19 protein-coding genes and 1 pseudogene are annotated in these 22,079 nt (G+C 45.3%); 6 read left to right on the top strand and 14 right to left on the bottom strand.

From position 1 onward, the window contains the following. The first annotated feature begins 98 nt into the window (after positions 1-98). On the top strand, positions 99-1,118 hold the full coding sequence (gene rfbB / locus M0413_RS18380; RefSeq protein ID WP_249555171.1) for a dTDP-glucose 4,6-dehydratase: 1,020 nt from the start codon (positions 99-101) through the stop codon (positions 1,116-1,118). A 113-nt stretch (positions 1,119-1,231) separates the two neighbouring features. On the opposite strand, the gene M0413_RS18375 is transcribed toward rfbB, so the two are convergent. Next, positions 1,232-1,999: a HutD/Ves family protein gene (locus M0413_RS18375; RefSeq protein ID WP_249555170.1), complete on the bottom strand. Its 768-nt coding sequence runs from the start codon at positions 1,997-1,999 to the stop codon at positions 1,232-1,234. Positions 2,000-2,146: 147 nt separating this feature from the next. Continuing rightward, positions 2,147-2,593, bottom strand: a complete 447-nt coding sequence (locus tag M0413_RS18370; RefSeq protein ID WP_249555185.1) for a copper resistance protein NlpE — start codon at positions 2,591-2,593, stop codon at positions 2,147-2,149. A 390-nt stretch (positions 2,594-2,983) separates the two neighbouring features. Between M0413_RS18370 and M0413_RS18365 the strand changes: the two genes are divergently transcribed. The 3 genes and pseudogenes from M0413_RS18365 to rfbC all read left to right on the top strand — a co-directional run bounded on the left by M0413_RS18365 (position 2,984) and on the right by rfbC (position 5,237). Beyond that, the gene (locus M0413_RS18365; protein ID WP_249555183.1) at positions 2,984-4,345 is read left to right on the top strand and encodes a sensor histidine kinase; all 1,362 of its coding nucleotides are present in this window, start codon (positions 2,984-2,986) and stop codon (positions 4,343-4,345) included. A gap of 180 nt (positions 4,346-4,525) precedes the next feature. Then, positions 4,526-4,708: pseudogene (locus tag M0413_RS18360) on the top strand (glucose-1-phosphate thymidylyltransferase RfbA); the annotation flags it as partial. Continuing rightward, complete coding sequence (gene rfbC, locus M0413_RS18355) at positions 4,695-5,237, top strand: dTDP-4-dehydrorhamnose 3,5-epimerase (RefSeq protein WP_249555169.1); 543 nt, start codon at positions 4,695-4,697, stop codon at positions 5,235-5,237. The pseudogene M0413_RS18360 and the gene rfbC, both read left to right, overlap by 14 nt. A 19-nt stretch (positions 5,238-5,256) precedes the next feature. Here the strand turns inward: rfbC and M0413_RS18350 are convergent, their stop codons facing one another. From M0413_RS18350 to M0413_RS18295, 12 genes are all read right to left on the bottom strand, one after another. Beyond that, positions 5,257-7,635: a YjbH domain-containing protein gene (locus M0413_RS18350; protein WP_249555168.1), complete on the bottom strand. Its 2,379-nt coding sequence runs from the start codon at positions 7,633-7,635 to the stop codon at positions 5,257-5,259. Continuing rightward, positions 7,635-8,420: a capsule biosynthesis GfcC family protein gene (locus M0413_RS18345; protein ID WP_249555167.1), complete on the bottom strand. Its 786-nt coding sequence runs from the start codon at positions 8,418-8,420 to the stop codon at positions 7,635-7,637. The genes M0413_RS18350 and M0413_RS18345 overlap by 1 nt, the downstream gene beginning before the upstream one ends. A 10-nt stretch (positions 8,421-8,430) precedes the next feature. Then, positions 8,431-9,141: a YjbF family lipoprotein gene (locus tag M0413_RS18340; protein WP_249555166.1), complete on the bottom strand. Its 711-nt coding sequence runs from the start codon at positions 9,139-9,141 to the stop codon at positions 8,431-8,433. Positions 9,142-9,292: 151 nt separating this feature from the next. Further along, positions 9,293-9,541, bottom strand: coding sequence for a hypothetical protein (locus M0413_RS18335; RefSeq protein WP_099458403.1), 249 nt, complete (start codon positions 9,539-9,541; stop codon positions 9,293-9,295). Between the two features lie 250 nt (positions 9,542-9,791). Next, positions 9,792-10,934: a patatin-like phospholipase family protein gene (locus tag M0413_RS18330; protein ID WP_144375116.1), complete on the bottom strand. Its 1,143-nt coding sequence runs from the start codon at positions 10,932-10,934 to the stop codon at positions 9,792-9,794. Between the two features lie 271 nt (positions 10,935-11,205). Then, positions 11,206-12,918, bottom strand: coding sequence for a proline--tRNA ligase (locus tag M0413_RS18325; protein ID WP_249555165.1), 1,713 nt, complete (start codon positions 12,916-12,918; stop codon positions 11,206-11,208). 198 nt (positions 12,919-13,116) lie between these two features. Beyond that, entirely contained in the window at positions 13,117-13,746 is a 630-nt protein-coding gene (locus tag M0413_RS18320; protein WP_099458401.1) for an acyltransferase, read from the bottom strand. Continuing rightward, entirely contained in the window at positions 13,747-14,481 is a 735-nt protein-coding gene (gene tsaA, locus M0413_RS18315) for a tRNA (N6-threonylcarbamoyladenosine(37)-N6)-methyltransferase TrmO (protein WP_240293229.1), read from the bottom strand. Positions 14,482-14,576: 95 nt separating this feature from the next. Next, complete coding sequence (gene rcsF, locus M0413_RS18310) at positions 14,577-14,957, bottom strand: Rcs stress response system protein RcsF (protein ID WP_249555164.1); 381 nt, start codon at positions 14,955-14,957, stop codon at positions 14,577-14,579. A gap of 77 nt (positions 14,958-15,034) precedes the next feature. Next, positions 15,035-16,324 carry an amidohydrolase family protein gene (locus tag M0413_RS18305; protein ID WP_249555163.1) on the bottom strand — a complete coding sequence of 430 codons (1,290 nt, stop codon included), beginning with the start codon at positions 16,322-16,324 and terminating at the stop codon, positions 15,035-15,037. Next, positions 16,324-19,401: an amidohydrolase family protein gene (locus M0413_RS18300; protein WP_249555162.1), complete on the bottom strand. Its 3,078-nt coding sequence runs from the start codon at positions 19,399-19,401 to the stop codon at positions 16,324-16,326. The genes M0413_RS18305 and M0413_RS18300 overlap by 1 nt, the downstream gene beginning before the upstream one ends. A 207-nt stretch (positions 19,402-19,608) precedes the next feature. After that, a complete protein-coding gene (locus M0413_RS18295; RefSeq protein ID WP_249555161.1) occupies positions 19,609-20,001 on the bottom strand; it encodes an H-NS histone family protein in 393 nt (130 codons plus the stop codon). 309 nt (positions 20,002-20,310) lie between these two features. Here M0413_RS18295 and M0413_RS18290 point away from each other — a divergent pair, with 309 nt between their 5' ends. Beyond that, the gene (locus M0413_RS18290) at positions 20,311-21,060 is read left to right on the top strand and encodes an electron transfer flavoprotein subunit beta/FixA family protein (protein WP_218738880.1); all 750 of its coding nucleotides are present in this window, start codon (positions 20,311-20,313) and stop codon (positions 21,058-21,060) included. Continuing rightward, entirely contained in the window at positions 21,061-21,987 is a 927-nt protein-coding gene (locus tag M0413_RS18285; RefSeq protein ID WP_249555159.1) for an electron transfer flavoprotein subunit alpha/FixB family protein, read from the top strand. Positions 21,988-22,079 lie beyond the last annotated feature (92 nt).

The following is a 22,079-nucleotide window of genomic DNA, read 5'->3' as shown; positions in this document are numbered from 1 at the left end:
AGCGCTGTGATGGTCTATTTGTCCTCACAGCTAAGCCTTAACTTTCCTGATATAATTCATTACTTTTGCTTTCAAAGCTGTAAGGTGTGAAAGAGATAATGCGAATTTTGGTTACGGGTGGTGCTGGGTTTATCGGTTCGGCTTTAGTGAGGATGTTGATTGAGCAAACGACGTGCATCGTGATCAATGTCGATAAGTTAACCTATGCCAGTCATCCTGAGGCTTTAGCGGCTATTGCCGATAGTGAGCGCTATCATTTCATACAGGCGGATATTTGTGATGGAGCGACATTAGAGCAAATCTTTCAGGCTCATCAGCCCGATGTGGTAATGCATTTAGCGGCTGAAAGTCATGTTGATCGCTCAATTGATGGACCTGCTGCATTTATCCAAACCAACATTGTGGGCACCTATACGTTGTTAGAAGCTTCGCGCCGATATTGGCAGCAATTAGCGGATACGCGAAAAGGGTTATTTAGATTTCATCATGTTTCTACCGATGAGGTTTTTGGTTCACTGACCGAAACTGGATTGTTTAGTGAAACCTCAGCTTATGATCCGAGCTCGCCTTATTCAGCAAGTAAAGCTTCAGCGGATCATTTGGTTCGTGCTTGGCATCGAACTTATGCTTTACCGATAGTGATGACCAACTGCTCCAATAACTATGGGCCTTTTCAATACCCTGAAAAGCTCATTCCCCTAATGGTCACCAATGCGTTGCAGGGTAAACCGTTGCCAATTTATGGTAATGGTCAGCAAGTGCGTGATTGGTTGTATGTGGATGATCACGTTAAGGCGCTCTATTTAGTTGCGACTCAGGGGGAGCTTGGGCAAACCTATAATATTGGTGGTTCCTGTGAGCAAACTAATTTGACGGTTGTGCGGCAAATTTGCGCCTTATTAGAGGAGTTAGTGCCTACTCATCCGCAATCTCTTGCAATGGGTAGTGCGGGTTTTGCTGATTTAATTCAGTATGTTGTTGACCGGCCTGGCCATGATGTACGCTATGCCATTGATGCCAGTAAAATTCAACGTGAATTAGGTTGGAGAGCGCAAGAGTCTTTTGAGTCAGGTCTCAGAAAGACGGTGGAGTGGATTATTAACCAGCAACATCTTTAAGCGAGTGCTTAGTACGTGCGCAAGTTCATCCTCGAACATCATGTCTAGAATCTAGAGCGTTGCTTCGCAACTGCTAGGACGGCCTACGGCTTCTAGAACGCCACTTCGTGGCTCTAGAACCTAGATCCTTTTATGCATTCTATAACGATGCGCAGTACCTGGCTTTGTTTATGGTTTAGTGGATGCTGCATGTCTGCTTTGGTTTGCTTAATTGTTGATTGTCCCTTGTTTGAACGGTTTGCTTCGGGAGTTATTACTTCTAAGAGCCGTATTTCTGGCGATTGTGCTGCTGAATTTTGGACTTGTGGGTATTGCACCATGTCGTAACGCTTAAGTTGGATCATTTGATCTTGATAAACTAAGCACATTGGTTCAAGGCAAAGTAGCCATTGTTGCAACTCGTTGTTGTACAGTTTTTTTGTTTGATAAACCTTATCGTCATGGCTGGTTTCATAGGACGTAAGGTTTAACGAGCCATTCAACTCCAGCCGCTCAATATGCGCGCGATACTTGCCGCGTTTGATCATCACATTAAAGTCGATAATTTGTTTATCTAAGAGTTGGCTTTCAATCTGAGTTTCGCCGCTAAAACAAAATGCAGGTTGGTTTGGGCGGAGTACTAACTCGCTTGATTTAGCCGCATTGTCAGACATCATCAGCTTTACGCCTTCGCCTTCCAAGATACACAACTGTCTATCGATGCCAGGAAATGGTGAGAAGGGGCCGTTGCTCGAAATGGTGGCAATGCTGATCCTATAATCAAAGTTAGTTAGGTCAGCATCCTTTGGCGATATTAACAGTTGTTTAGTACTACCGCCGCCGTTTTTCCATAAACTCGATTCACAGTCTTGATAGCGGATAATTTGGATATCTGGGTTCATGTCTTAGTAACTCTTTTCATTTTGAGTAACCCCGATGTGAGAATCTAGGACGCTGACAAGCTTGCTTTAGAGTCTAGAATCTAGAATCGCTGCGTTCTAGCTGGATGGAGCACTCAACTTCTCACTGTCACGCTGCAATGCTCTTTTTTACATCCCTTTCTTTTTCAATATATAGTGCTCAGCCAGTTCGCCGCTGATCCGGTTGCCTTCGTTATCTAGCATAAATAGCTGGTTTTCACCGACGAGGTATTTACTGCCATCGGATAAAGTAATTTTTGAGCCCTTGTCATCCCAGTCAAATTTTCCTGCCACCTTGAAGATGCTCTCATCTTTGCCCAAATAAATACTTTTTAATTCAAAGCTGTTATCTGCCAGTAGCGTTAGCGTGGTTTGAATACCTTCGCAACTCGCACAGGGTAAAACACCTTCATACATGCCTGGCCAATCGAGTGCATTTTGGCTGGTATCGCCAAGGGGGATGGTCTTTTGAGTTTCTGTATTGGCTGTGGAGTTTTGATCTGTTGCATGTTGCGGATCGCTGCAAGCGGTTGCCATGATTGCGACTAAGGCGATAGTAAAGAGTGGACGTTGCATATTCATCTCAAGCCTCTGATTTATTGATATTAGGGATGATAACCGCCATCTACGATGGCACCAAACTTATTTACTATGGTATGGGGTCATATTAAAGGCATTAAGGCTATGCTCGATATGGCATTTGGGCGCTTAATTTCAGCGGCGCTTACGGCTTCATTGCTATAGTGTTAAATCCGATAATATGGTGCTATCGCAGTTGAGCAGGGGGAACGAGAAGCGCTGAAATGCTATTCTGTAGAGTAATCTACCTAGTGAGTTTGCAGATAGAATCTATACTAAAGACTATCACTTTAAGGTTAGTACTTAAGACTCTTGCATAAGCATTGGCTACTGAAGCTATTGTCAGATTTCAATGTCTGGCGAAGCCACGCGGAGAACTCCATCATTATGACGCGGATGTTAGATAGGATTTTATTTGACGTGAGTCGCTCTTCAATTATTGATGGTGGCGATTTAGCTGAGGCATCGCAACTCATTGTTGCTTCAGTGTGCCAAGGCTTAAACATCAGCCGTGCCAGTATTTGGTTATGGACTGAAGATCATCAAAGTATGCACTGCTTTTACCTGCTCGATAATATGCAAAGACAAGAAGCCTTTGTCTTAACGCGTGCTGATTATCCTTATTATTTCAGTTTGTTAGATAATGAAAGAGCGATAGTGGCTAATCTGGCTCAAACCGATAGAGCTACCCATGAGTTTGTAAAGGTTTACTTAGTGCCTAATGGTATTACCTCCATATTAGATAGCCCTATCCGTCATCGCGGTAAGATGGTGGGCATTATTTGTTCTGAACATCAAGGTGAGTCAAGAGAATGGACCCGCGATGAAAAAGCCTTTGCTTCCGCTTTGGCCGATTTATTTGGTCGGGCAATGAGTGCAAGGGAAATTTTAGATTATCAGCAGCAATTAAAAGCCATTAATGCGGATTTGGAAGCGCAAGTTGAATTAAGAACTCAAGAATTGGAAACCGCATTGGCGGATTTACGTTCAACACAACATCATTTGATTGAAAATGAGAAAATGGCGGCTTTAGGGAGTTTAGTGGCAGGGGTTGCCCATGAGGTCAATACGCCTTTGGGGATTGCTGTGACCTCAGTAACTCATTGTTTAGATGAGGTCGCATTGCTAAAAAGTACATTTGAGCAAAATGAACTCGACGAAGATAAGTTTTTAAACTTTATCAGTACGATGCAAGATGGTTTGGGACTGATAGAGCGAAATTTGGCGCGAGCAGCGGAGTTAGTCCACAACTTTAAGCGGACCGCGGCGGATCAGTCGGTACTTGAACGTGAGCGATTTAATTTAAAGACTTATCTTTTCCAGATTTTTAGCTCATTAAGGCCATTAATGCGTAAGAAGAATATCACCTTAACCGTTGACCTTGATGACCAAATTTTTATCGAGTCTTATCCAGGGGCTATAGCGCAAATTTTTACCAATCTAGTTGCCAATAGCTTTCGGCATGGGTTTCCTGACAATTTTGCTGGTGATAAGCAAATTACTATCCGAGTTGAACAGCAAGTCTCGAACGTTTGCATGAGTTATCAAGATAATGGTGTCGGCATGACTGATGAGGTCAAGATGAAAGCCTTTGAGCCTTTTTTTACCACCGCTCGCAAAGATGGCGGCACAGGCTTAGGCATGTCAATTATCTACAATTTGGTTACCCAAAAGCTCCATGGCAGTATTATTCTGACCTCTTCGCCTAACCAAGGCGTAAAAGTCGACATACAACTTCCTGAGAAATAAAGCTGAATCTAGAATCTAGAACCCGCATAGCAACGTTCTGCATTTTCTAGTGAGCCGTTTCGCCCTGCGTTTAATTTGTATTTGTATGCTACTATCTGCGCCTCGATTCAATTCACTAATCCTTGATGTATCAATGAGAAAAGGCATTTTGAATGTTGGATTTAATGGTCGGTAAGGTCATTTATTGCCGCTATTGAGAAACGACAGGGCTTGAAAGTGAATTGCCCGGAGGAAGTGGCATTCAATTGTGGCTGGATTAATACCTCGCAGCTAGCTGCCTTAGCTCAACCTTTACTTAAAAGTGGCTACGGTGAGTATCTTTTAGGCTTATTAAATAAACAGGTGTTTAATGAAGTGCGTTGAAACCGAGCTGGCTGAAGTACTTGTCTTTGAACCTAAGGTATTTGGCGATGAGCGCGGCTTTTTTATGGAAACCTTTCGGCAAGCGTATTTTACTGAGTGCTTGCTGAGTCGCGGATTTGAAGCGCCAGCGTTAGTGCAAGATAACTATAGTCGCTCGCAGCAGCATGTATTGCGTGGATTGCATTACCAGCAACAATATCCGCAGGGCAAATTAGTCCGAGTGTGTGCTGGCAGTATTTTTGATGTTGCCGTCGATATTCGGCCACAATCCGCGACCTATGGCAAATGGGTTGGCAGGATTCTTTCTGCAGATAACCATTTGCAAATGTGGATCCCCCCAGGGTTTGCCCACGGGTTTTATGTGTTAAGTGAGTATGCTGATGTGTTATATCGTTGTAGCGATTATTATGCGCCGGATGATGAGTATGTACTTGCTTGGAATTGTGCCGAGTTTGCGATTGAGTGGCCACTGTTAAACAACACACCCATTCTTTCCGCAAGAGATGCCCATGCCGCCGTTAGCGTTTAGACGCTAACGGCGGTTTCGGTTATTTTACAGGCTTATTTTCAGTGCTGGGGCGAGTGAACCAAGGTGAGCGAGCATCAGTATTATCAAAGAGGTAATACTTACGGCCGACCATTTGACCACCATCGCGGGTGAGCGGCATCCAACTGATTGTCGCACGACTATGAGTTGATTTAATCGTCATTAAATCAAATGGGATCGAGATGTAGAAGCCTTTGGTAAAGCTACCCTCACCATATTCCTCCGCAGAAAGGTTGGTCTTAGTCGCAAAGGCACCCACAATCACACCACTATCAAATTGTTTTGAAAAATCAACTGTTATCCCTTTATCCTCGGCCAAATATTGGCCCGCACTGATCCTTAATAAAGTATTTGGGAACCAGTCAGGTTGATAATAGACGGTTGCATTACCTGTGGCAGTCCCAGTTTGTGCTCGGTATGAACGACCTGTAATTGGGTCATATTGATGCTCATCTTCAAAGAAGCCAAACATGCTATCGGGATCGCGCTGCTTAACATAATTCACATCAACACCAAAGGCCCATTGACTGTTTAGAGGACGGTAAAGAGCCTCACCACCCACACCGCCATACATCATTTCTAAATAACCGCCATAGGCTTGATAGGAGATATTATCGGTTAAATTATCCATCCAGGTCAGTTGTAGGCTATTCACCCTCACTGGATTATCACTAACATATTGACGGATAAGTGTACGAACACGTTTTAAGTCAGTTCCATCAGGTGGCACGTCGTATAAAAACTTGTCGTAGTTATCGTAAAGATTCAGATAAAGGGAACCTGAAAAATCTAAATTATCGGTAAAGCGATAATTTGCACTGCCTGTGACCCCAATATTGAACATATAAAAACCTTCAGAGCCTCCGAAGGATTGGGCCATGGTTGGCGAAACATCGAAGCTAAGCTTATCTAACCAATCTTTATCAGTGTTATTGACTTGTTCTCCCTGTGGTAAGCTGGGAACACTCACAACACTGGCATCAGTGATTTTAGCATTCAAATAGCCATAACTTGCCACTTGGGCAAATTTTTGCGCATCGATCCGGGTTTCGGTTATCGGTTGGCTATAACGGGTTTCAATCAACCTATACTCTTTGATACGAGTTGCATCAGTGCTATTAGCGAGTATGGTTGCCGCTCTTTGATGTGCTTCATTTCTATCACGGAATTTGGTTTGTTCACCGACGACAGTAATGCTGTCTTTATCCAGATAAATTTTGGCATTTGCGTAACCTGCGATGGTTTGTAAGTCTTGAGCGACCTTGTTCCAATCCACTTGGCTTTCCGCCATCGTCTGATTAGGCGTGTTTACTGGTTCTAGATTGACTACTTCAGCACTTTGCACTTTCGAATCGTGAGTCACGGAAGTATCAGCACCAACAGTCGCTTGTTCGACTGTTGGTGTGTTTATCGGTGCGGAGGATTCTGTTTGCGTAAGGGTTAATGGCGCAGCTGGAAGCGGCTTATATTTAGCGGCAGCAGGATCGGTTTTAATCTGCGACAAGGTATTAAAATTGGTTTGCAGACTAAAGCCGAGCGTCCAGGTATTACCGCGCTCATAACTTAAATGCAGATCCCCCCAGTTGCCAAACCGATAGAGCATCCCATAGTTAAATTTGCTGTCCTGAGGCATTTTGGTGGCTCCAGCCACTACGGGAAAATCTGATTGATAGTCGTTACCATCATATTCCACTTTTAAGCGAAGAGGCTCCCACGGGGTTTGGTATTCAACACCACCAAAAAGCGCGGCACAGCCTTTAAACCAACGTTGATAATCAACAGTTCCTCCCGAGCCTCCAAAAGAGGTATCTCTGTCGCAGTTGTAATTAAGATCTTTTTTATCTGAGGTGAGATTACCGCTGTTGCCAATATAGCCCCAACCAATGCCGAGGGTAAAATCCAATGGGCCGACTCGTTTTGTTGCGGCAATAAACTCACCATCAAATAAGCCTGTGCCGCCAAAGTCCCGCACCCCAATCGAGGTTTCTGGCAGCCAGTTACTTTCTTCAAGTAGACGTACCTTAAAATCAATTCCTTTATCTGTGTATTTAGTGCTTCCGCTAAAGCTGGGATCATCGCTATAGAGTAAATCCTGGACTTGGGTATAGCGAATTGTTGTTTCAAACCAAGGGAATAATTGTACTGAGGCGGTGAAGTGTTGGTATTCGTCGTTATAACTTGTGGCAAAGTTAAACTCACCTTCTGGTGCCATGCGGCCAGTAGGCATTTGCATTAGACCAACGCCACCAAAATCTGACTGTGAAGGTAAGAGTGTTGGATAAGAAAATTCATCGGCGCTAACATGTAATAAAGGTAGCAGTGCTAATGACAGCGCAGATAAACGCCCGAACGTATGCAAAGTGGGAGTTGACTTTTTCATTACAGAGCCCGATTTTTGAGTAATTCAATAATATTGTTATTTAATTCGGCATGGTCATCAAACAGCGCCGTGAACTCCACAAAGAGTATTGCTCCAGGGGCGATATCCTGAGCCTGATGATTCCAATAGGCGATAGGCTGTTTTATCGCATTGCCATCGGATTGAATAATCCACACAAAGCTATCTTCAGCATTATCGAGTAAACCTGCTTGGTTTAGATAATCTTTACTGCTGGCCCGCGATTGCCATGCTTGTTCACCCGTTTGTGCGACCGCGCCAACGACAGTGACCGTAGTTGGTCGAGGCGGTAATACGAGTAAAAAATCACCATCGATAACCGGATTATAAGCGTCGGTAATCCGGACTAAGTCGAGATCTAACGGCTGATTAACTCGCTGGCCTAGTTTGATGTTGCGTAAAAACTGGGCAAATTTGGCCAGTTTAGCAATATATTGACTATTATCGACCTGCTCTCCCATGTCGGCTAATTGTTGCAATACTTGCTGACGAGTGGCCTCTAATGCTGCAGTATTTTTTATATCTAAAAGTGCCGCACCTAGCCAATAAATTGAGACTGGCTCATTTTTTATCGTTTGATTATAAAGGGGAAGTTGTGTTAACCCATCTTGTACCGCTTGTCCTACTCGAATAGCTGCGGGATAGGTAATGTGTAGCTGCGGCGTGTGAGACGCTGAGGTACTGACAGAAAGTTGGGTATTGGCTTCTACGGATTGCAAAAACACTGAACTTACTAGTAGCGCCAACGGGGTAATATAGGATCTCATTATGGCTCCACTAAGCAGCAAAAGGCTTCAGTAAGGTGATATCAATAAACGGCAGATTGGGCGCAATTTTCTGATGGCTTTTAATAACGTTGCCTGTTTGTGGATCTAGCCAAAACTCATTTTGATATTGGATATTGAGTGCATCCACAGAGACGTGTTCACTAAAATGCAAAGCTTGTGTAGGAGCGCCATTGATTAGAATATTTTCGTCACCAATCAATTTAAATTCTGATCTTGCTCGGTAGCCATAATGATAACCAGGTTGCCAATCGAGGGTTCGAGTCCAAGTTTTAGGGGTGGAGCTTAAGTGTAATCCTAATAACAGTGGATCTGGCTCATCACTTTCAACAGCACTTAAATTACCAGTGAGCAAATTATGGGTTTTGACTAGGCGGCCGTTAACTGTCACTAACATGCCCTTATCCGCTGATAACCATTTAAGTTCGAGTGCTTCGGGCGAGTTTTTTACTGAAGATAGGCTGATTTTAGGCTCTGCAAAGGCTAAAACCACAAATGCCTGGGCCGTATCTTCCATTTTTACATAGATGCTGGCATAAGGATTAGCCGATACTTGCTCAGGGGAGAGAACCACATCGTCACTCCCAAAAAAGGCGAGCTTTGCGGTATCGTTTAGTGCGCTAATTCGTTGGCTACAGCCCGATAAGCCTAGACATACTGTCGAAACAGCAATAAAGGAAAAGATTTTTTTATATATACGCATCCGAGTTGCTTATTCTCAATAGTAAGTTGTTAACCAATGTAAATATATGATGGCGTGATTTCAAGCTAGATTAAGTACACATTTTGTTTACAAAAAGCCTAAAAAAAACAACCGCCAATAAGGCGGTTGTTTAAATACACTGACTAAAAGATTAGTTAGTGCCAGTAGTTGTGCCAGTACCAGTACCAGTACCAGTTGCTGCTGGGCTACCATCAGAACTGTTAGCTGCAACTAAAACACCAGTTACAACTGCACCAGCTGCAATACCACCAGCAACGATAGCACCAGTAGCGCCACCAACACCAGTACCACCAGTTGCTACACCAGTTGTGTTAGCGTTAGCAGCAACTGAACCTAACATTGAAATAGCAGCAATAAGTGCTAATGAAGTTTTTTTCATCGTGATTCCCTTTTAGAAAAAATTAACCTAATTTTTAGCTAATCTAGTACAGCATGATAGGTGATTCAACTTAAATGATCAATGTTAAATCTATTCTGCCATTCAGACTTTAGACTGATTTACATCTTAGCTGCTACTGAATAATCCTTAATTTTGAATGAGTTTCGCACATTGTGGTTAAGGAATTATGTCATCGTTTAATTTATAACACGGCAAGATGCGGGCTTCAATTCGATTTTACTCAGCCTTTTTATTGTGAGTCATCGCATTCGGCTAAATTGAAAAATGCTTTCAATTCGTCAAGGTGCGCCATACCGTCTTGATAGCCTAAATCGATCAATGCGCTGGTATAGGATTTTTCAAACAAGAGATAAGACACAATACTGGAGTCAGACTGCCTATCGATACCAAAAAATCCCAGTAAGGTTTTAATTGCCCAGGGCATATCGTCATAGAAGCGGGCGGCGATTTTACTTAAATCTTCGCTGGGTTTTATCACTAAGGTTTTTATGGGGTGTAATGCTAGTTGCGCACGGCTTTCTTCTGGAATAAGGGAAAGCGTATGATTTATGCGCTCTAGGCGTTCTAAATCGCTATTTAAGGTATCAGAAAAGATAGTATCCAGCAGATGACCCGCGATGGTCGCTGTCTTCGGATGATATTCTAGCTCCATCGGAAAATGCTTATGGGGACTGTCTAGGTTTATCACCAATAGCTTATTAGCCCCCAAATGGATTGGACTTGAAAGCGGCGCCAGCTGGTGGACTGAGCCGTCACCATAATAAGCTTGATTAAGTTTAATTGACGGGAACACCATGGGAATGGCTGAGCTTGCTAACAAGTGCTCGGTATTTAACATGCGCCGCTCACCGCTGCGTCTGGCGCGGGTCCAGTTTTCAATATCCCGTGCCGCTTGAAAAAACGTCACCGAACGCGAGTTGTTATAGCAGGAGGTATCGACACTCAGAGCGGTTAAAGCGCCGTTGCGGATATTGCGATCAATTCTTTTAAAATCGATAAGTTCATTCAATAAGTGCCGTAAAGGTTCATTATCGAGCAGGCTGCCAGCATCTGTATTGACCTTATCGTCCTGTAAGCCTTTTAGCGCCATTTTTGAGAGGTGCTTTAACACACCAGGAAGAGTGGCTCGGTACACTTTTCTAGTTTCAAAATGACGCCATACCCATTCGAGTTTTTTGACACCTAAGTGAAAACATGAGGCATGGGTGGCGATTGAAGTACCATTAATGGCACCTGCGGAAGTGCCACATATGATTTTGAAGGGAATGCCATGGTTGCGAGGATAAAGCTGGACCAGTGCTTTTAACACTCCCACTTGATAGGCGGCACGAGCGCCACCGCCACCGAGAACTAATGCTGTTGATGTTGGCAATCTTAATACTCAACGACTTGTTATTATGATTTTATTAAAGCAATGCCTTGTCTAAAAAAGCAAGTCTGAGCAGTTATCTTAATGACATTTCTTTAGTTTTTGATGATAAAAGGCAAAGGCAAAGGCAAGCACTTGAGAGCTTGTTTGCCATCAACAGACGGGAAATAAAAAACGCACTTAAGTTAAACCTAAGTGCGTTGCTGTATTGAGAGGTTAATGGTAAGCCATTAACTCACACTGGCGAATGTGTATTCAGCGCAAAAGACAGGGCTTAAGCTTGCAGATTCTTTAAGAAATCGACGATTTGGTCGAATGGCACATCTTGCTTTTCACCAGTGCGGCGGTTTTTGTATTCAAATACGCCAGCGTCGATATTGCGATCACCAATCACCACTGTGTGTGGAATACCAATCAGCTCCATATCGGCGAACATCACGCCTGGACGCTCTTTACGGTCATCCAACAGGACATCGATACCCGCAGCACTTAAGTCTTTGTATAACTGCTCGGCGATATCGGTGACGCGGTGCGACTTGTGCATATTCATTGGCAGAATGCCAACGCTAAATGGCGCAATGGCTTCTGGCCATACAATGCCACGGTCATCAAAGTTTTGCTCAATCGCAGCAGCCACGATTCGGCTTACGCCAACACCGTAACAACCCATCAGCAGCACCTGTGATTTACCGTTCTCATCGAGAACAGTCGCATTCATCGATTTAGAATAGTTAGTGCCGAGTTGGAAGATATGACCCACTTCGATACCACGAGCCATGGCATAGGTACCTAAACCATCCGGTGTTGGCTCGCCTTCAACCACGTTACGGATATCGGCCGCTTGTGCCAGTGGCAGATCGCGCTCCCAGTTGATACCAAAGTAGTGTTTGTCATCTTGGTTGGCGCCGGCAGCAAAATCGCTCATCACGCTAACACTGTGGTCGATGATGATCGGCATATTCAGGCCGACAGGGCCTAATGAGCCTGGACCTGCGCCAATGGCGTCACGGATCAGGGCTTCTGGGGCAAATTCTAGTGGTGATGCTACTAAATCTAATTTATCTGCCTTGATTTCATTTAGCTCGTGGTCACCACGTACAATCAGCGCAACCAGTGGTGCAGCGTCGGTCGCACCTTTAACGATTAAGGTTTTCACTGTTTTAGTGATATCTAAACCGAATTGCTCAACTAACTCGGCAATGGTTTTCGCATTGGGGGTATCGACTAAACGTAATGCTTCAGTCGCCGCGCCGCGCGTTTCGGTTGGCATTGGTGATTCGGCTTTCTCGATGTTAGCGGCATAATCGCTACCCGTAGAGTAGGCGATTAAGTCTTCACCGCTTTGCGCTAATACATGGAACTCGTGTGACATGCTGCCACCGATAGAACCCGTGTCCGCTAAAACCGGACGGAAGGCTAAGCCCATGCGCGACAGAATGTTGCTATAGGCTTGATACATCGCCTCATAGGTTTCATTCATGGTATCCACATCAAGATGGAAAGAATAAGCATCTTTCATCAGGAACTCGCGAGAACGCATCACACCAAAGCGTGGGCGAACTTCGTCGCGGAATTTAGTTTGAATTTGATAAAGATTCAGCGGTAATTGTTTGTAAGAGCTGACTTCTTTGCGGATTAAGTCGGTGATCACTTCTTCGTGGGTTGGTCCCAGAACGAAGTCACGGCTATGACGGTCTTTAAAACGCAGTAGTTCAGGACCAAACTTGTCCCAGCGACCTGTTTCTACCCATAAATCAGCCGGTTGCACCATAGGCATTAGGATTTCAATCGCGCCCGCTTTGTTCATCTCTTCACGAACAATCGCTTCGACTTTACGTAATACACGCAGGCCCGTGGGCAGGTAGCTGTATAGGCCTGAAGCGTTACGGCGGATCATACCAGCACGTAGCATTAATTGATGGCTGATGACTTCTGCATTCGCAGGTGTTTCTTTTTGAGTAGAAAGTAGGTATTTGCTAACGCGCATTACCGATGTCCAAATTTGAGTTGAATGGGCGCCATTTTATCACCTGCTTTGATGATGTCACCTATGGATTTAGGTTAAATTCAACTAGCTGGGAGACAAATAGCATTTTTGATGCTGGATAACGGTTAAAGCAAAGATAAGCGCTGCGCCGTTAGGGTGCGACTTCGTCATTGCTCGTATCTAGATTCTCGTCGCTGCTTACTTATTTCGCCGATCGCCAATCACCCGTGCCGGATTACCGGCGACGATGGCCCATGCGGGGACATCTTTAGTGACAATACAGCCCATGCCAATCACCGCATGGTCGCCAATGGTGACACCATCAACTATCCCGGCCTGTGCGCCAATCCACACATCTTTACCTATCACGACGCCTTTAGAGTGGGAGGCTTGTTGATAAATGGGCGTATCGGGCGCCATGCCATGATTAAAGGCGTAGATTGTCACATGGTTAGCAATGCGAGTTTGGGAGCCAATTTGAATGCCCACTCGACCGCCATCGAAGGAGCAGCCATGATTGATGGCGACCTCATTTCCTAGGGTGATAGGGCCATGTAAAAAACATTCGGCGGCAATCATGCAGTGATTACCTATCTTGATATCGCGATTGGGTTCGGCAAATAACTGTGCCTCGGGGGCGATAAAACAGTTATCACCAATGGTGACGGTTTCGAGGGCGCAAAGGTTGGCTTGAATTTCATCCTGCCAAGGTTTAGCCCAGACTAAGTGTTTTTCTTTGAGTGAAAAATACAGCCAGGGCATCCAAGACAGACGCTTTTTGTGTTGGCTCTGATAATCAGGCAATGCGGTTGTGTTTAGCGTCTGCATTTAGCCACATTTCCCGGGTTTGAGTTCGAGCACTTGAATATATTCCCGATCACCCTCATCAACCGCCATCCGCCAAAAGATATCCAAATCATACAAAGCCACTTGATATAGCTTGGGATCATCCTTGGCTTTTTTATAGGCAGGGCGAGGGTCTTGTCCGAGTACGCCGCGGATAAGTTCGGCCAAATCAGTATAAGCGTCCTGTTTGCTATAGGCGTTAATCTGCGTTGCCGCGAGCTCGGAAAACACCACGCTAATCAGCTTAGGCGCTTCTTGAGCGATACCGCCGACGGCGCCTTCAATCGAATCTGAGAAGGGAATATAGGGCTTTATATCGATAATCGGCGTGCCATCGACAAGATCCATGCCTGAAATCTCCAGGCATACTTTGCCTTTACGTTGCACCACTCGGTGGAGTTTTACCACGGATTGGCCAATGCCGTTTGGGCGAAACGTCGAGCGGGTTGCGAAAACACCGAGTTTTTCATTACCGCCTAAACGCGGTGGGCGAACTGTGGTTTTCCAGCCTTGGGCGAGATTTTCATGGAAACAAAACAGCAGCCAAAGGTGCGAATATTGCTCGATGCCACGCACGGCGTCGAGATGATTGATATGGCCTTCCAGCTCAACATAACCGCGTGCCTCCACCAAACCGGGTTGCCTTGGAATGCCAAATTTTTGTTTATAGGGGGTACGGCAGGTGGCCACAGCGGTAATTTGGTTGGTAAATGTCATGCAAAAAACACCTAAAGGAAGGAGCAACAACCCAAACTCAGATGGCTTAGGTTGTAAAGTACAACAAGAATGGCGTGCAGTATACACGCGATGAACTAGTCGGCGGTGGCTATTTTAATCGCTTGACCGACACATAACGCGCGGCTGATACAGCCTTGCGCAGCTTCTTCCATCATCACGCATTGTTTGATGATGATACCGTTAGCACCTTTATCAGCCGCAGCGCGGCGGGCTTCGGTTCTCGCTTCGCTTAAGGATGCTGGCACGCCATTTACATCCGCTTGGCAAGATTCTCCTTGCACTAAGCCTTTCAACTCGTAGTGGCCTTTAGGCAAACTATCACCTTCAAATAGCGTAACATCGCCTGCCTTGAAGTAGTCACTAATCGCCTCACCGTCTAAATTGCTATTAAAACTGTAGTCGCTGGCACAGGCGCTAAGCAGGAGCACTAATGCACTTGAGAGGATGATTTTCATGGTTTGACCTGAGATTAAGGGTAAAGAAGCGCAGTCCCATGGACTGCGCGGTGCTGTGCGATTTATCTCAGTAAATTCTATCGCTTAAGATACTTTTGATAAAGCTGCTGGTGGCGATTATTCAGATCTATTTGTCTTCCTTCAATCCAGATCGCATCAATTTTGTTGCTTATGGGGTCGAGGATATCTCCGTCACTCAGCACAACGCTGCCCTGATAGCCCACTTCGATAGCGCCTAAATCGTTAATCCCTAACAGCTTTGCAGCATCTAGTGTGACAGATTTCAACGCTTGCTCTGCCGTAACGCCATAAGCTGCGCTGTAACCTGCGGCATAGGGTAGGTTACGACTGTTCCAATCCGATGAAAAGCCAAGCGCATAGGGAATGCCAGCGCTCGCAAGTAACGACGGGATTTTAAACGGTAAATCTACCGGTTCATCTGTACGTTTAGGTAGGCTTAGGGTGTGCGGGTAAATCACACTGGCATTCACTTCCCTTAAACTTGAAGCTAATCGCCATGCATCATAACCACCGACAATGACCAATTTAAATTGATATTTTTTAGTCAGGGCAATTACTTGCTCGATTTGGTTAACACTGTCTGCGTGGGCAAATAGCGTTGCTTTACCTTGATACAGTGGCAACATGGCCTGCCAACGCAGATTAGGCTTGTGGTCGGCATCCGGTGTATTTTGGCTCAAAAAGTAGCGGTAACCGTCCTCAAAGGCGTTGATTAGCTTATCAATAGCCTGCTGATTTTTTTCAATCGCTTTGGCTTTTCCTTTTTCATCCTCTGGCATGCGTTTTATCTGTGGCCAGTAAACATGAAATTGGCCTTCACTTGGGTGCAATGCATCTTCAATGGTCCACGCATCGAGATCGACGACCACCGATTGGCCCGCGAGTCCGTCACCACTGGGGACAATTTGTGCGTGAGTGATGCCATTATAGCGAATGGTTGGCAGCAACTCCGAATCCGGGTTGTAAGCCGTTGCGGCACTAATTTGCGGGTTAAAGTCACCGACTTCAGCGTTATCTACGGTCGGGCGAACCATCTCGATTTCCACTAAGCCAAGACTGGTATCCAGTGCAATAAGGCCTGGATATAAATGCTTACCCGTAGCATCGATGATCTGCATCTGGCCATCAGCCTCATTGGCGCTTAGCTGTGGCCCTAGCGCGCTGATTTTACCGTTTTCAATCAACACATCGGTATTGGTTAAAACCCCTTGGCTGACCGTATGCACAGTGGCGTTTTTAATCAGTACACTCTGGATTTGTTTTGGGGCAGGGACCAAGTTATGCGCCTGTGCTGATAAAGTGAGCGCTAGCGAAGACAGTAGTAAGGTGGTTGGTAAGTGCTTCATTATTTTGCTCCCTGATGATGTTGGCCCCAAGCCTGATAATGGGTATCGCAGTGCCATTGTGGCTCGTTAAGCGGTGTAACTTTTTCACCCGCCTTAGCGTTATCATCACTACTGAGAGTTTTTTGGATCAGGGCGGCACGCTCAGCCACTACTTGCTGCTGGGCAAGCTGGTCTTGGTCGCGATCGAAGTAGCGTTTGCCTTCAACCCAAGCTTGGGTCACTTTGGCATAAATCGACAGCGGCTCGGCGTTCCAAAGCACAATATCGGCCATTTTGCCTGGGGTGAGTGAGCCAACATACTCATCGACTCTGAGCTGTTTCGCTGGGTTGATGGTCACCATATTCCAGGCATCTTCCTTTGACATACCGCAGTACATCATTGACTTAGCTGCTTCTTGGTTGAGTCTGCGCTGCATTTCGTAGTCATCGGAATTGATACTCGTCAGCACACCTTGTTTTTGCATTAGGCACGCGTTTTGCGGGATCGCATCATAAACTTCGAACTTATAGGCCCACCAATCGGCAAAGGTCGAGGCGCCCGCACCATGGGCAGCTAGTTCACTGGCAACCTTGTAACCTTCAAGCACATGGGTAAAGGTTTGCACTTTAAAGTGGTAGGCTTCGGCTAAGCGCAGGAACATTAAGATTTCCGACTGTACATAAGAGTGAATATGCACATCGCGCTGTTGCTTAAGCACTTCGGCCACCGCCTGCAGGCGATAACTTGGGCGCGGTGCGAGGGTTTTCTTCTTCTCACTGCTGCGTAAATCATCATAATCCTTCAGTGCATTCTCATAGGCGAGTGCTGCATCGAAGGTTTCTTCAAATAAGGCTTTTACCCCCATGCGCGTCTGCGGGAAGCGCTGCACAAACTTTTCGCCCCAGTTACTCTGTTTAACGTTTTCGCCAAGGGCGAATTTGATACTGGCAGGGGCATTGGCAAACTTTAGCTGTTCTGCGCTTTCTCCCCACTTCATTTTTATTAACTGGGATTGGCCACCAATAGGATTAGCGCTGCCATGGAGTAATTGTGCGCTGGTCACGCCGCCCGCGAGTGCGCGATAGATGGAGACATCTTCAGGATTAATCACATCGCCAATCCGCACTTCAGAGGTGACTGCGTCTGTGCCTTCGTTGGTGCCGCCGTTGATGGCAATATGGGAATGCTCATCGACAATCCCCGCTGTTAAGTGCTTGCCCGTTGCATCGAGGACTTGATATCCAGAAGGCGTGTTGAGTTGCTGGCCGATTTTTTCAATCTTGCCATTGGCCATTAGCAGATCCGCATGTTCCAAGATACCTTGTTTATCTGAGGTCCACAGGGTGGCATTTTTAATATGGAGTTTCTCGGCTTTGGGCGCCTCACTTAAACCATAGGCGACGTTAGGGTAGGTAAGTTGACTGACTAAGGTTTGCGTTGCATCGGCTTTAGGCGTGCTTACTTGCTCCGTCTTTAGCGGAGGCGTAAGGGCAATACCAGCAACATTAATGCTACGACTTTGGGCGTCTACCATCCGGCCTTGAATGCCGTCTTTGGCAAACCAGAGGGTAAAACGGCTGATCCCATGAATGCCTGCATCAGTTAAATTGGCGTTAAAGCTGACGCGGCCGTCGTCTTCAAGCTTGAGGTTGGAGAGTGGAATACTCTTCTCGCCACTGCTCAGATTTCCTTGCAAAGTGGTTTTGCCTGCTTTGTCTGCTTCTTCAAGGCTCAAATCTAAAGTTAAATTATTCAACGTCAGCTGATAGTCACCCAACATCTTGGCTTGTGAAAGTGAGCGGATGGCTTGTTCTTGTCCCTGTAGCCAGACACTGTAAATTTGTCCGTCTTTAAAAATATTGCCCTTAGTAATGACAAAGTCCGCCATATAGCCCGGGGCAAGTTTTCCGGTCAAGTCAGCGGTTCCTGCCATTTCAGCAGCTTGAGTGGTGAGGGCCGCGAGGGCTTTATCTTCGCTGAGTCCTTGCGCAATCGCTTGACGAAGGCGTGGCCAAAACGCCTCGGTCTTAATGCCAAATTGGGTAAACGCAAAGGGGATACCTGCATTTGCTACTGCGGCAGGGTTTGTGGGCGCGCGCTCCCATTGTCTGAGTTCTGCAAGGGAGACTTCGCGTTCGGCATCATCGGTACCCACATCGGGTGCTTGTGGGTAATTAAGAGGAAGAATTAAAGGATAATTCAAAGCCTTTAATTCGTTGATCCGAGCATATTCTTGGCCACTTGCGAGTAAGTTGGCGGGCTGCTTATGTTCTTTGAGTAGGTTCGCTGCACGCAACAAATCGTTCAGATTTTTTGTTTCAAATACGATTGGTTTCTCGGCTAAGTTATCTAAACGTTCGAAGGCAATATTAAATTCAATTTGAGGTGTAGCTGAACTATTAACCGATTTGTGCTTATTTTGGTTATACCAGTTAGCATCAGCAAAGGTTTGCCTGATAAGCGCGATGCTACCCATGAGGGAATTGGGGTAGTCTTGTTCTGACGTACCTTTATCGAAGGCCATAAAAGGTTGGCTGCGCGCCCGATAAATTACCTCGTTGGCAGTTTTGTCCGCGAGTGAAAGACTGACACCCGTGCCTCGGAAAATACCATCGAGTTTACTACTTTGTACACTGGTAAAGCCGTTATTGATCCAATCTCGTGCGCGTTCTTTATTGGGGTAAATGTAATTAAACCATTCTTTTTCAGCGTGAATTGCACCATTTTCAGCATTCCCGCCAATACGCTTAATATCATATACTGGACGAGTGAGCTGCAATTTGGGATATTCAAACTCGATAGCATAATCGGTAAAAGGATCGATAAAACCGGGATAAATAGTATAACCACTGAGATCGACTTTTAGTGCCGCCGCGGGGATATCACCTTGGTCAATAATGGCTTTGATCCGATTGTTTTCAACTAATAATGTGGCATTTGAGAGTCGTTTCCCCGGTGCAAGAATTAATTCTGCATTGGTCAATGCAGTTAACTTATTGACGGGAGTGATGGGATTGGCCTCGGCAAAAATGGGTTGAGATACAAAACTACTTATTATGCCGCAGCTTATTATTATTATCTTATTGTTTATCTGCATTTTTTATTCACTTAGACGGAGGGTGAATAAAGAGTAACCTAAAGTAGATGTAAATACTAAAGATGAATTGTAACGCAATTTAAGCATTTACTTGAATGACAATGGGCGGGGTGGGATAGGCATAAAAAAGCTCGCAGGGCGCGAGCTTTTTTATGTTACTCAATGATAATAGCGAATGGCTATTGTCATTACCATTACGGTATTGGATTAGATTAAGAAATCATCCATAGAACGGCCTTTATTGACTTCGTTCTTAAATACTGTTGGCATACGGCCTTGACCTGTCCACTGGATCACTTCGCCATCAACTTCAATTTGGTATTTCGCTGGACGAGGAGCGCGTTTCTTGATCGAGGCTTTAACTGCAACACCACCTAAATCGTCGATTGATAAACCAACGGCTTCCATTTGTTGACGGATTTCTTCAATTTTTGCATTACGAGCAGCAATAGCTTGCTGTTCTTCTGCTTCCATTGACTCACGCTCAACTAAAATTTTATCTAGTTTAGCCGCTAAATCACGCAGTTCTTCAACGCTAAGATCTTTTACAGCAGCTTTAAAACGACGACCGTGAGTTAATATCTCTAAAAATTCGCTCATATCTATTTTCGTCCCACTCTATTTTTATTACAGGATAATGGTGAACAACAGCTAAATGATAGAAACTAATATTGCTCGAATCAAATAAAATTATGCAATAAACAAAAATTAAATATTATTTAATTTTTGAACTTTTTATATATGGCAAATAAGTGTTCAAAAATGTGGCCAATACGACAGTCTTAAAAATGCAAACAAGCGTTTGACTTTGGTTGACGTTAACGTTAACAGGACGTAAAGTGGCTCTATCCTGCATTGGTGATCACCAATGTTTTGTCCATGTACATGAAAGTGTAGGAAGGAAGCCCTATGAAAGTATTGGTGCCTGTTAAGCGCGTAGTTGATGCCAATGTGAAGGTCAGGGTAAAAGCTGACAACACCAGCGTTGATACCGCAAACCTCAAAATGGCGTTGAACCCTTTTTGTGAAATTGCAGTAGAAGAAGCGGTTCGTTTAAAAGAAGCGGGCAGTGCTACTGAAGTAGTGGTCGTGAGCATCGGCAATAAAGCCGTTCAAGAACAATTGCGTACCGCATTAGCACTAGGTGCTGATCGCGCGATTCACATTGATACTGAAGAAGAGTTAGCACCAGTATCAATTGCCAAATTACTTAAAGCAGTACAAGAAAAAGAACAAGCGCAATTAGTGCTGTTTGGTAAGCAATCCATTGATGGTGATAATAACCAAACGGGCCAAATGTTTGCTGCATTAACGGATATGCCGCAAGCGACCTTTGCTTCAGCAATTAAAGTTGAAGGTAATTCACTTCAAGTTGCTCGTGAGATAGATGGTGGTATGCAAACCTTAAATCTACCGTTGCCAGCTGTGGTGACTGCGGATTTACGTTTGAATGAGCCACGTTATGCCTCATTACCTAATATCATGAAAGCTAAACGTAAGCCATTAGATGTGCTGACGGTAGCTGATTTAGGTGTGACCTTGAAAAACCACCAAACCCTAGTGAAAGTGACGCCGCCTGCTGAACGTAAGGCCGGTATTATGGTTGCGTCTGTAGCAGAGCTGGTTGAAAAGTTAAAGAATGAAGCGAAGGTGATCTAAATGGCCATTTTAGTATTAGCAGAACACGATAATGCGGCGCTGAAACTGGATACCGCTAAAGTTGTCACCGCAGCTCGTGCGATCGGCGGTGATGTCCATGTATTGGTGGTGGGCCATCAATGTGGTGCAGTGGTGCAAGCCGCTCAAGCTCTACAAGGTGTCGCGCAAGTATTAGTCGCCGATAACAGCGCTTATGAAGCGCATTTAGCCGAAAACGTGGCTAAATTGCTGGTGGACTTAGCACCAAATTACAGCCATATCCTCGCAGCGGCATCGAGTTCGGGTAAAGACACGTTACCGCGTGTGGCAGCACTTTTAGATGTGGCGCAAATTTCGGAAGTGATTGGCGTGGTGAGTAGCGATACCTTTGTTCGCCCGATTTATGCGGGTAACGCCTTAGCGACAGTTCAAAGTCATGACGCGATTAAAGTGATGACAGTGCGTGCCAGTGCGTTCGATGCGGTGACACAGGGTAATAACGCTGCTGTGACTACCTTGGATAAAGTGTTTGAAGCCAAAGCTCAGTTTGTGTCTCAAGCGCTGACAGTTTCAGCACGTCCAGAGTTAGGTAATGCTGGCATTATCGTATCTGGTGGCCGTGGCATGGGCAGCGGTGAAAACTTCGGGATGTTAGAGCAACTGGCTGATAAGCTTGGTGCCGCAGTAGGAGCTTCGCGTGCGGCGGTTGACGCAGGCTTTGTTCCGAATGACTTGCAAGTCGGTCAAACTGGTAAAATTGTCGCACCTAACCTCTATATTGCAGTAGGTATTTCAGGCGCGATCCAACATTTAGCGGGAATGAAAGACGCTAAGGTGATTGTGGCTATCAACAAAGACCCTGAAGCGCCTATCTTCCAAGTTGCCGATTATGGCCTCGAAGCTGACCTGTTCGAAGCCGTTCCGCAGTTGATTGCAAGCTTAAGTTGATTTTATTTGTGAGCTAAGTCAAAGTAAGCGGCTTCGCGGTGGTAACTGCTTAGCCGCTTATGTTTTTATGTGCCTCACGCCCGTGCATGGGC

Source organism: Shewanella sp. 8A (assembly GCF_023475945.1).
GTDB classification, from domain to species: Bacteria; Pseudomonadota; Gammaproteobacteria; order Enterobacterales; family Shewanellaceae; genus Shewanella; species Shewanella xiamenensis.
The sequence above is the reverse complement of the archived record's forward strand: the minus strand, read 5'-3'. Positions and strand labels throughout refer to the sequence as shown.

What these genes read in the sequence shown, in the direction of transcription:
- rfbB (WP_249555171.1), top strand. Translation starts at nt 99, where the DNA reads ATGCGAATTTTGGTTACGGGTGGTGCTGGGTTTATCGGTTCGGCTTTA.
- M0413_RS18375 (WP_249555170.1), bottom strand. Translation starts at nt 1,999, where the DNA reads ATGAACCCAGATATCCAAATTATCCGCTATCAAGACTGTGAATCGAGT.
- M0413_RS18370 (WP_249555185.1), bottom strand. Translation starts at nt 2,593, where the DNA reads ATGCAACGTCCACTCTTTACTATCGCCTTAGTCGCAATCATGGCAACC.
- M0413_RS18365 (WP_249555183.1), top strand. Translation starts at nt 2,984, where the DNA reads ATGACGCGGATGTTAGATAGGATTTTATTTGACGTGAGTCGCTCTTCA.
- rfbC (WP_249555169.1), top strand. Translation starts at nt 4,695, where the DNA reads ATGAAGTGCGTTGAAACCGAGCTGGCTGAAGTACTTGTCTTTGAACCT.
- M0413_RS18350 (WP_249555168.1), bottom strand. Translation starts at nt 7,635, where the DNA reads ATGAAAAAGTCAACTCCCACTTTGCATACGTTCGGGCGTTTATCTGCG.
- M0413_RS18345 (WP_249555167.1), bottom strand. Translation starts at nt 8,420, where the DNA reads ATGAGATCCTATATTACCCCGTTGGCGCTACTAGTAAGTTCAGTGTTT.
- M0413_RS18340 (WP_249555166.1), bottom strand. Translation starts at nt 9,141, where the DNA reads ATGCGTATATATAAAAAAATCTTTTCCTTTATTGCTGTTTCGACAGTA.
- M0413_RS18335 (WP_099458403.1), bottom strand. Translation starts at nt 9,541, where the DNA reads ATGAAAAAAACTTCATTAGCACTTATTGCTGCTATTTCAATGTTAGGT.
- M0413_RS18325 (WP_249555165.1), bottom strand. Translation starts at nt 12,918, where the DNA reads ATGCGCGTTAGCAAATACCTACTTTCTACTCAAAAAGAAACACCTGCG.
- M0413_RS18320 (WP_099458401.1), bottom strand. Translation starts at nt 13,746, where the DNA reads ATGCAGACGCTAAACACAACCGCATTGCCTGATTATCAGAGCCAACAC.
- tsaA (WP_240293229.1), bottom strand. Translation starts at nt 14,481, where the DNA reads ATGACATTTACCAACCAAATTACCGCTGTGGCCACCTGCCGTACCCCC.
- rcsF (WP_249555164.1), bottom strand. Translation starts at nt 14,957, where the DNA reads ATGAAAATCATCCTCTCAAGTGCATTAGTGCTCCTGCTTAGCGCCTGT.
- M0413_RS18305 (WP_249555163.1), bottom strand. Translation starts at nt 16,324, where the DNA reads ATGAAGCACTTACCAACCACCTTACTACTGTCTTCGCTAGCGCTCACT.
- M0413_RS18300 (WP_249555162.1), bottom strand. Translation starts at nt 19,401, where the DNA reads ATGCAGATAAACAATAAGATAATAATAATAAGCTGCGGCATAATAAGT.
- M0413_RS18295 (WP_249555161.1), bottom strand. Translation starts at nt 20,001, where the DNA reads ATGAGCGAATTTTTAGAGATATTAACTCACGGTCGTCGTTTTAAAGCT.
- M0413_RS18290 (WP_218738880.1), top strand. Translation starts at nt 20,311, where the DNA reads ATGAAAGTATTGGTGCCTGTTAAGCGCGTAGTTGATGCCAATGTGAAG.
- M0413_RS18285 (WP_249555159.1), top strand. Translation starts at nt 21,061, where the DNA reads ATGGCCATTTTAGTATTAGCAGAACACGATAATGCGGCGCTGAAACTG.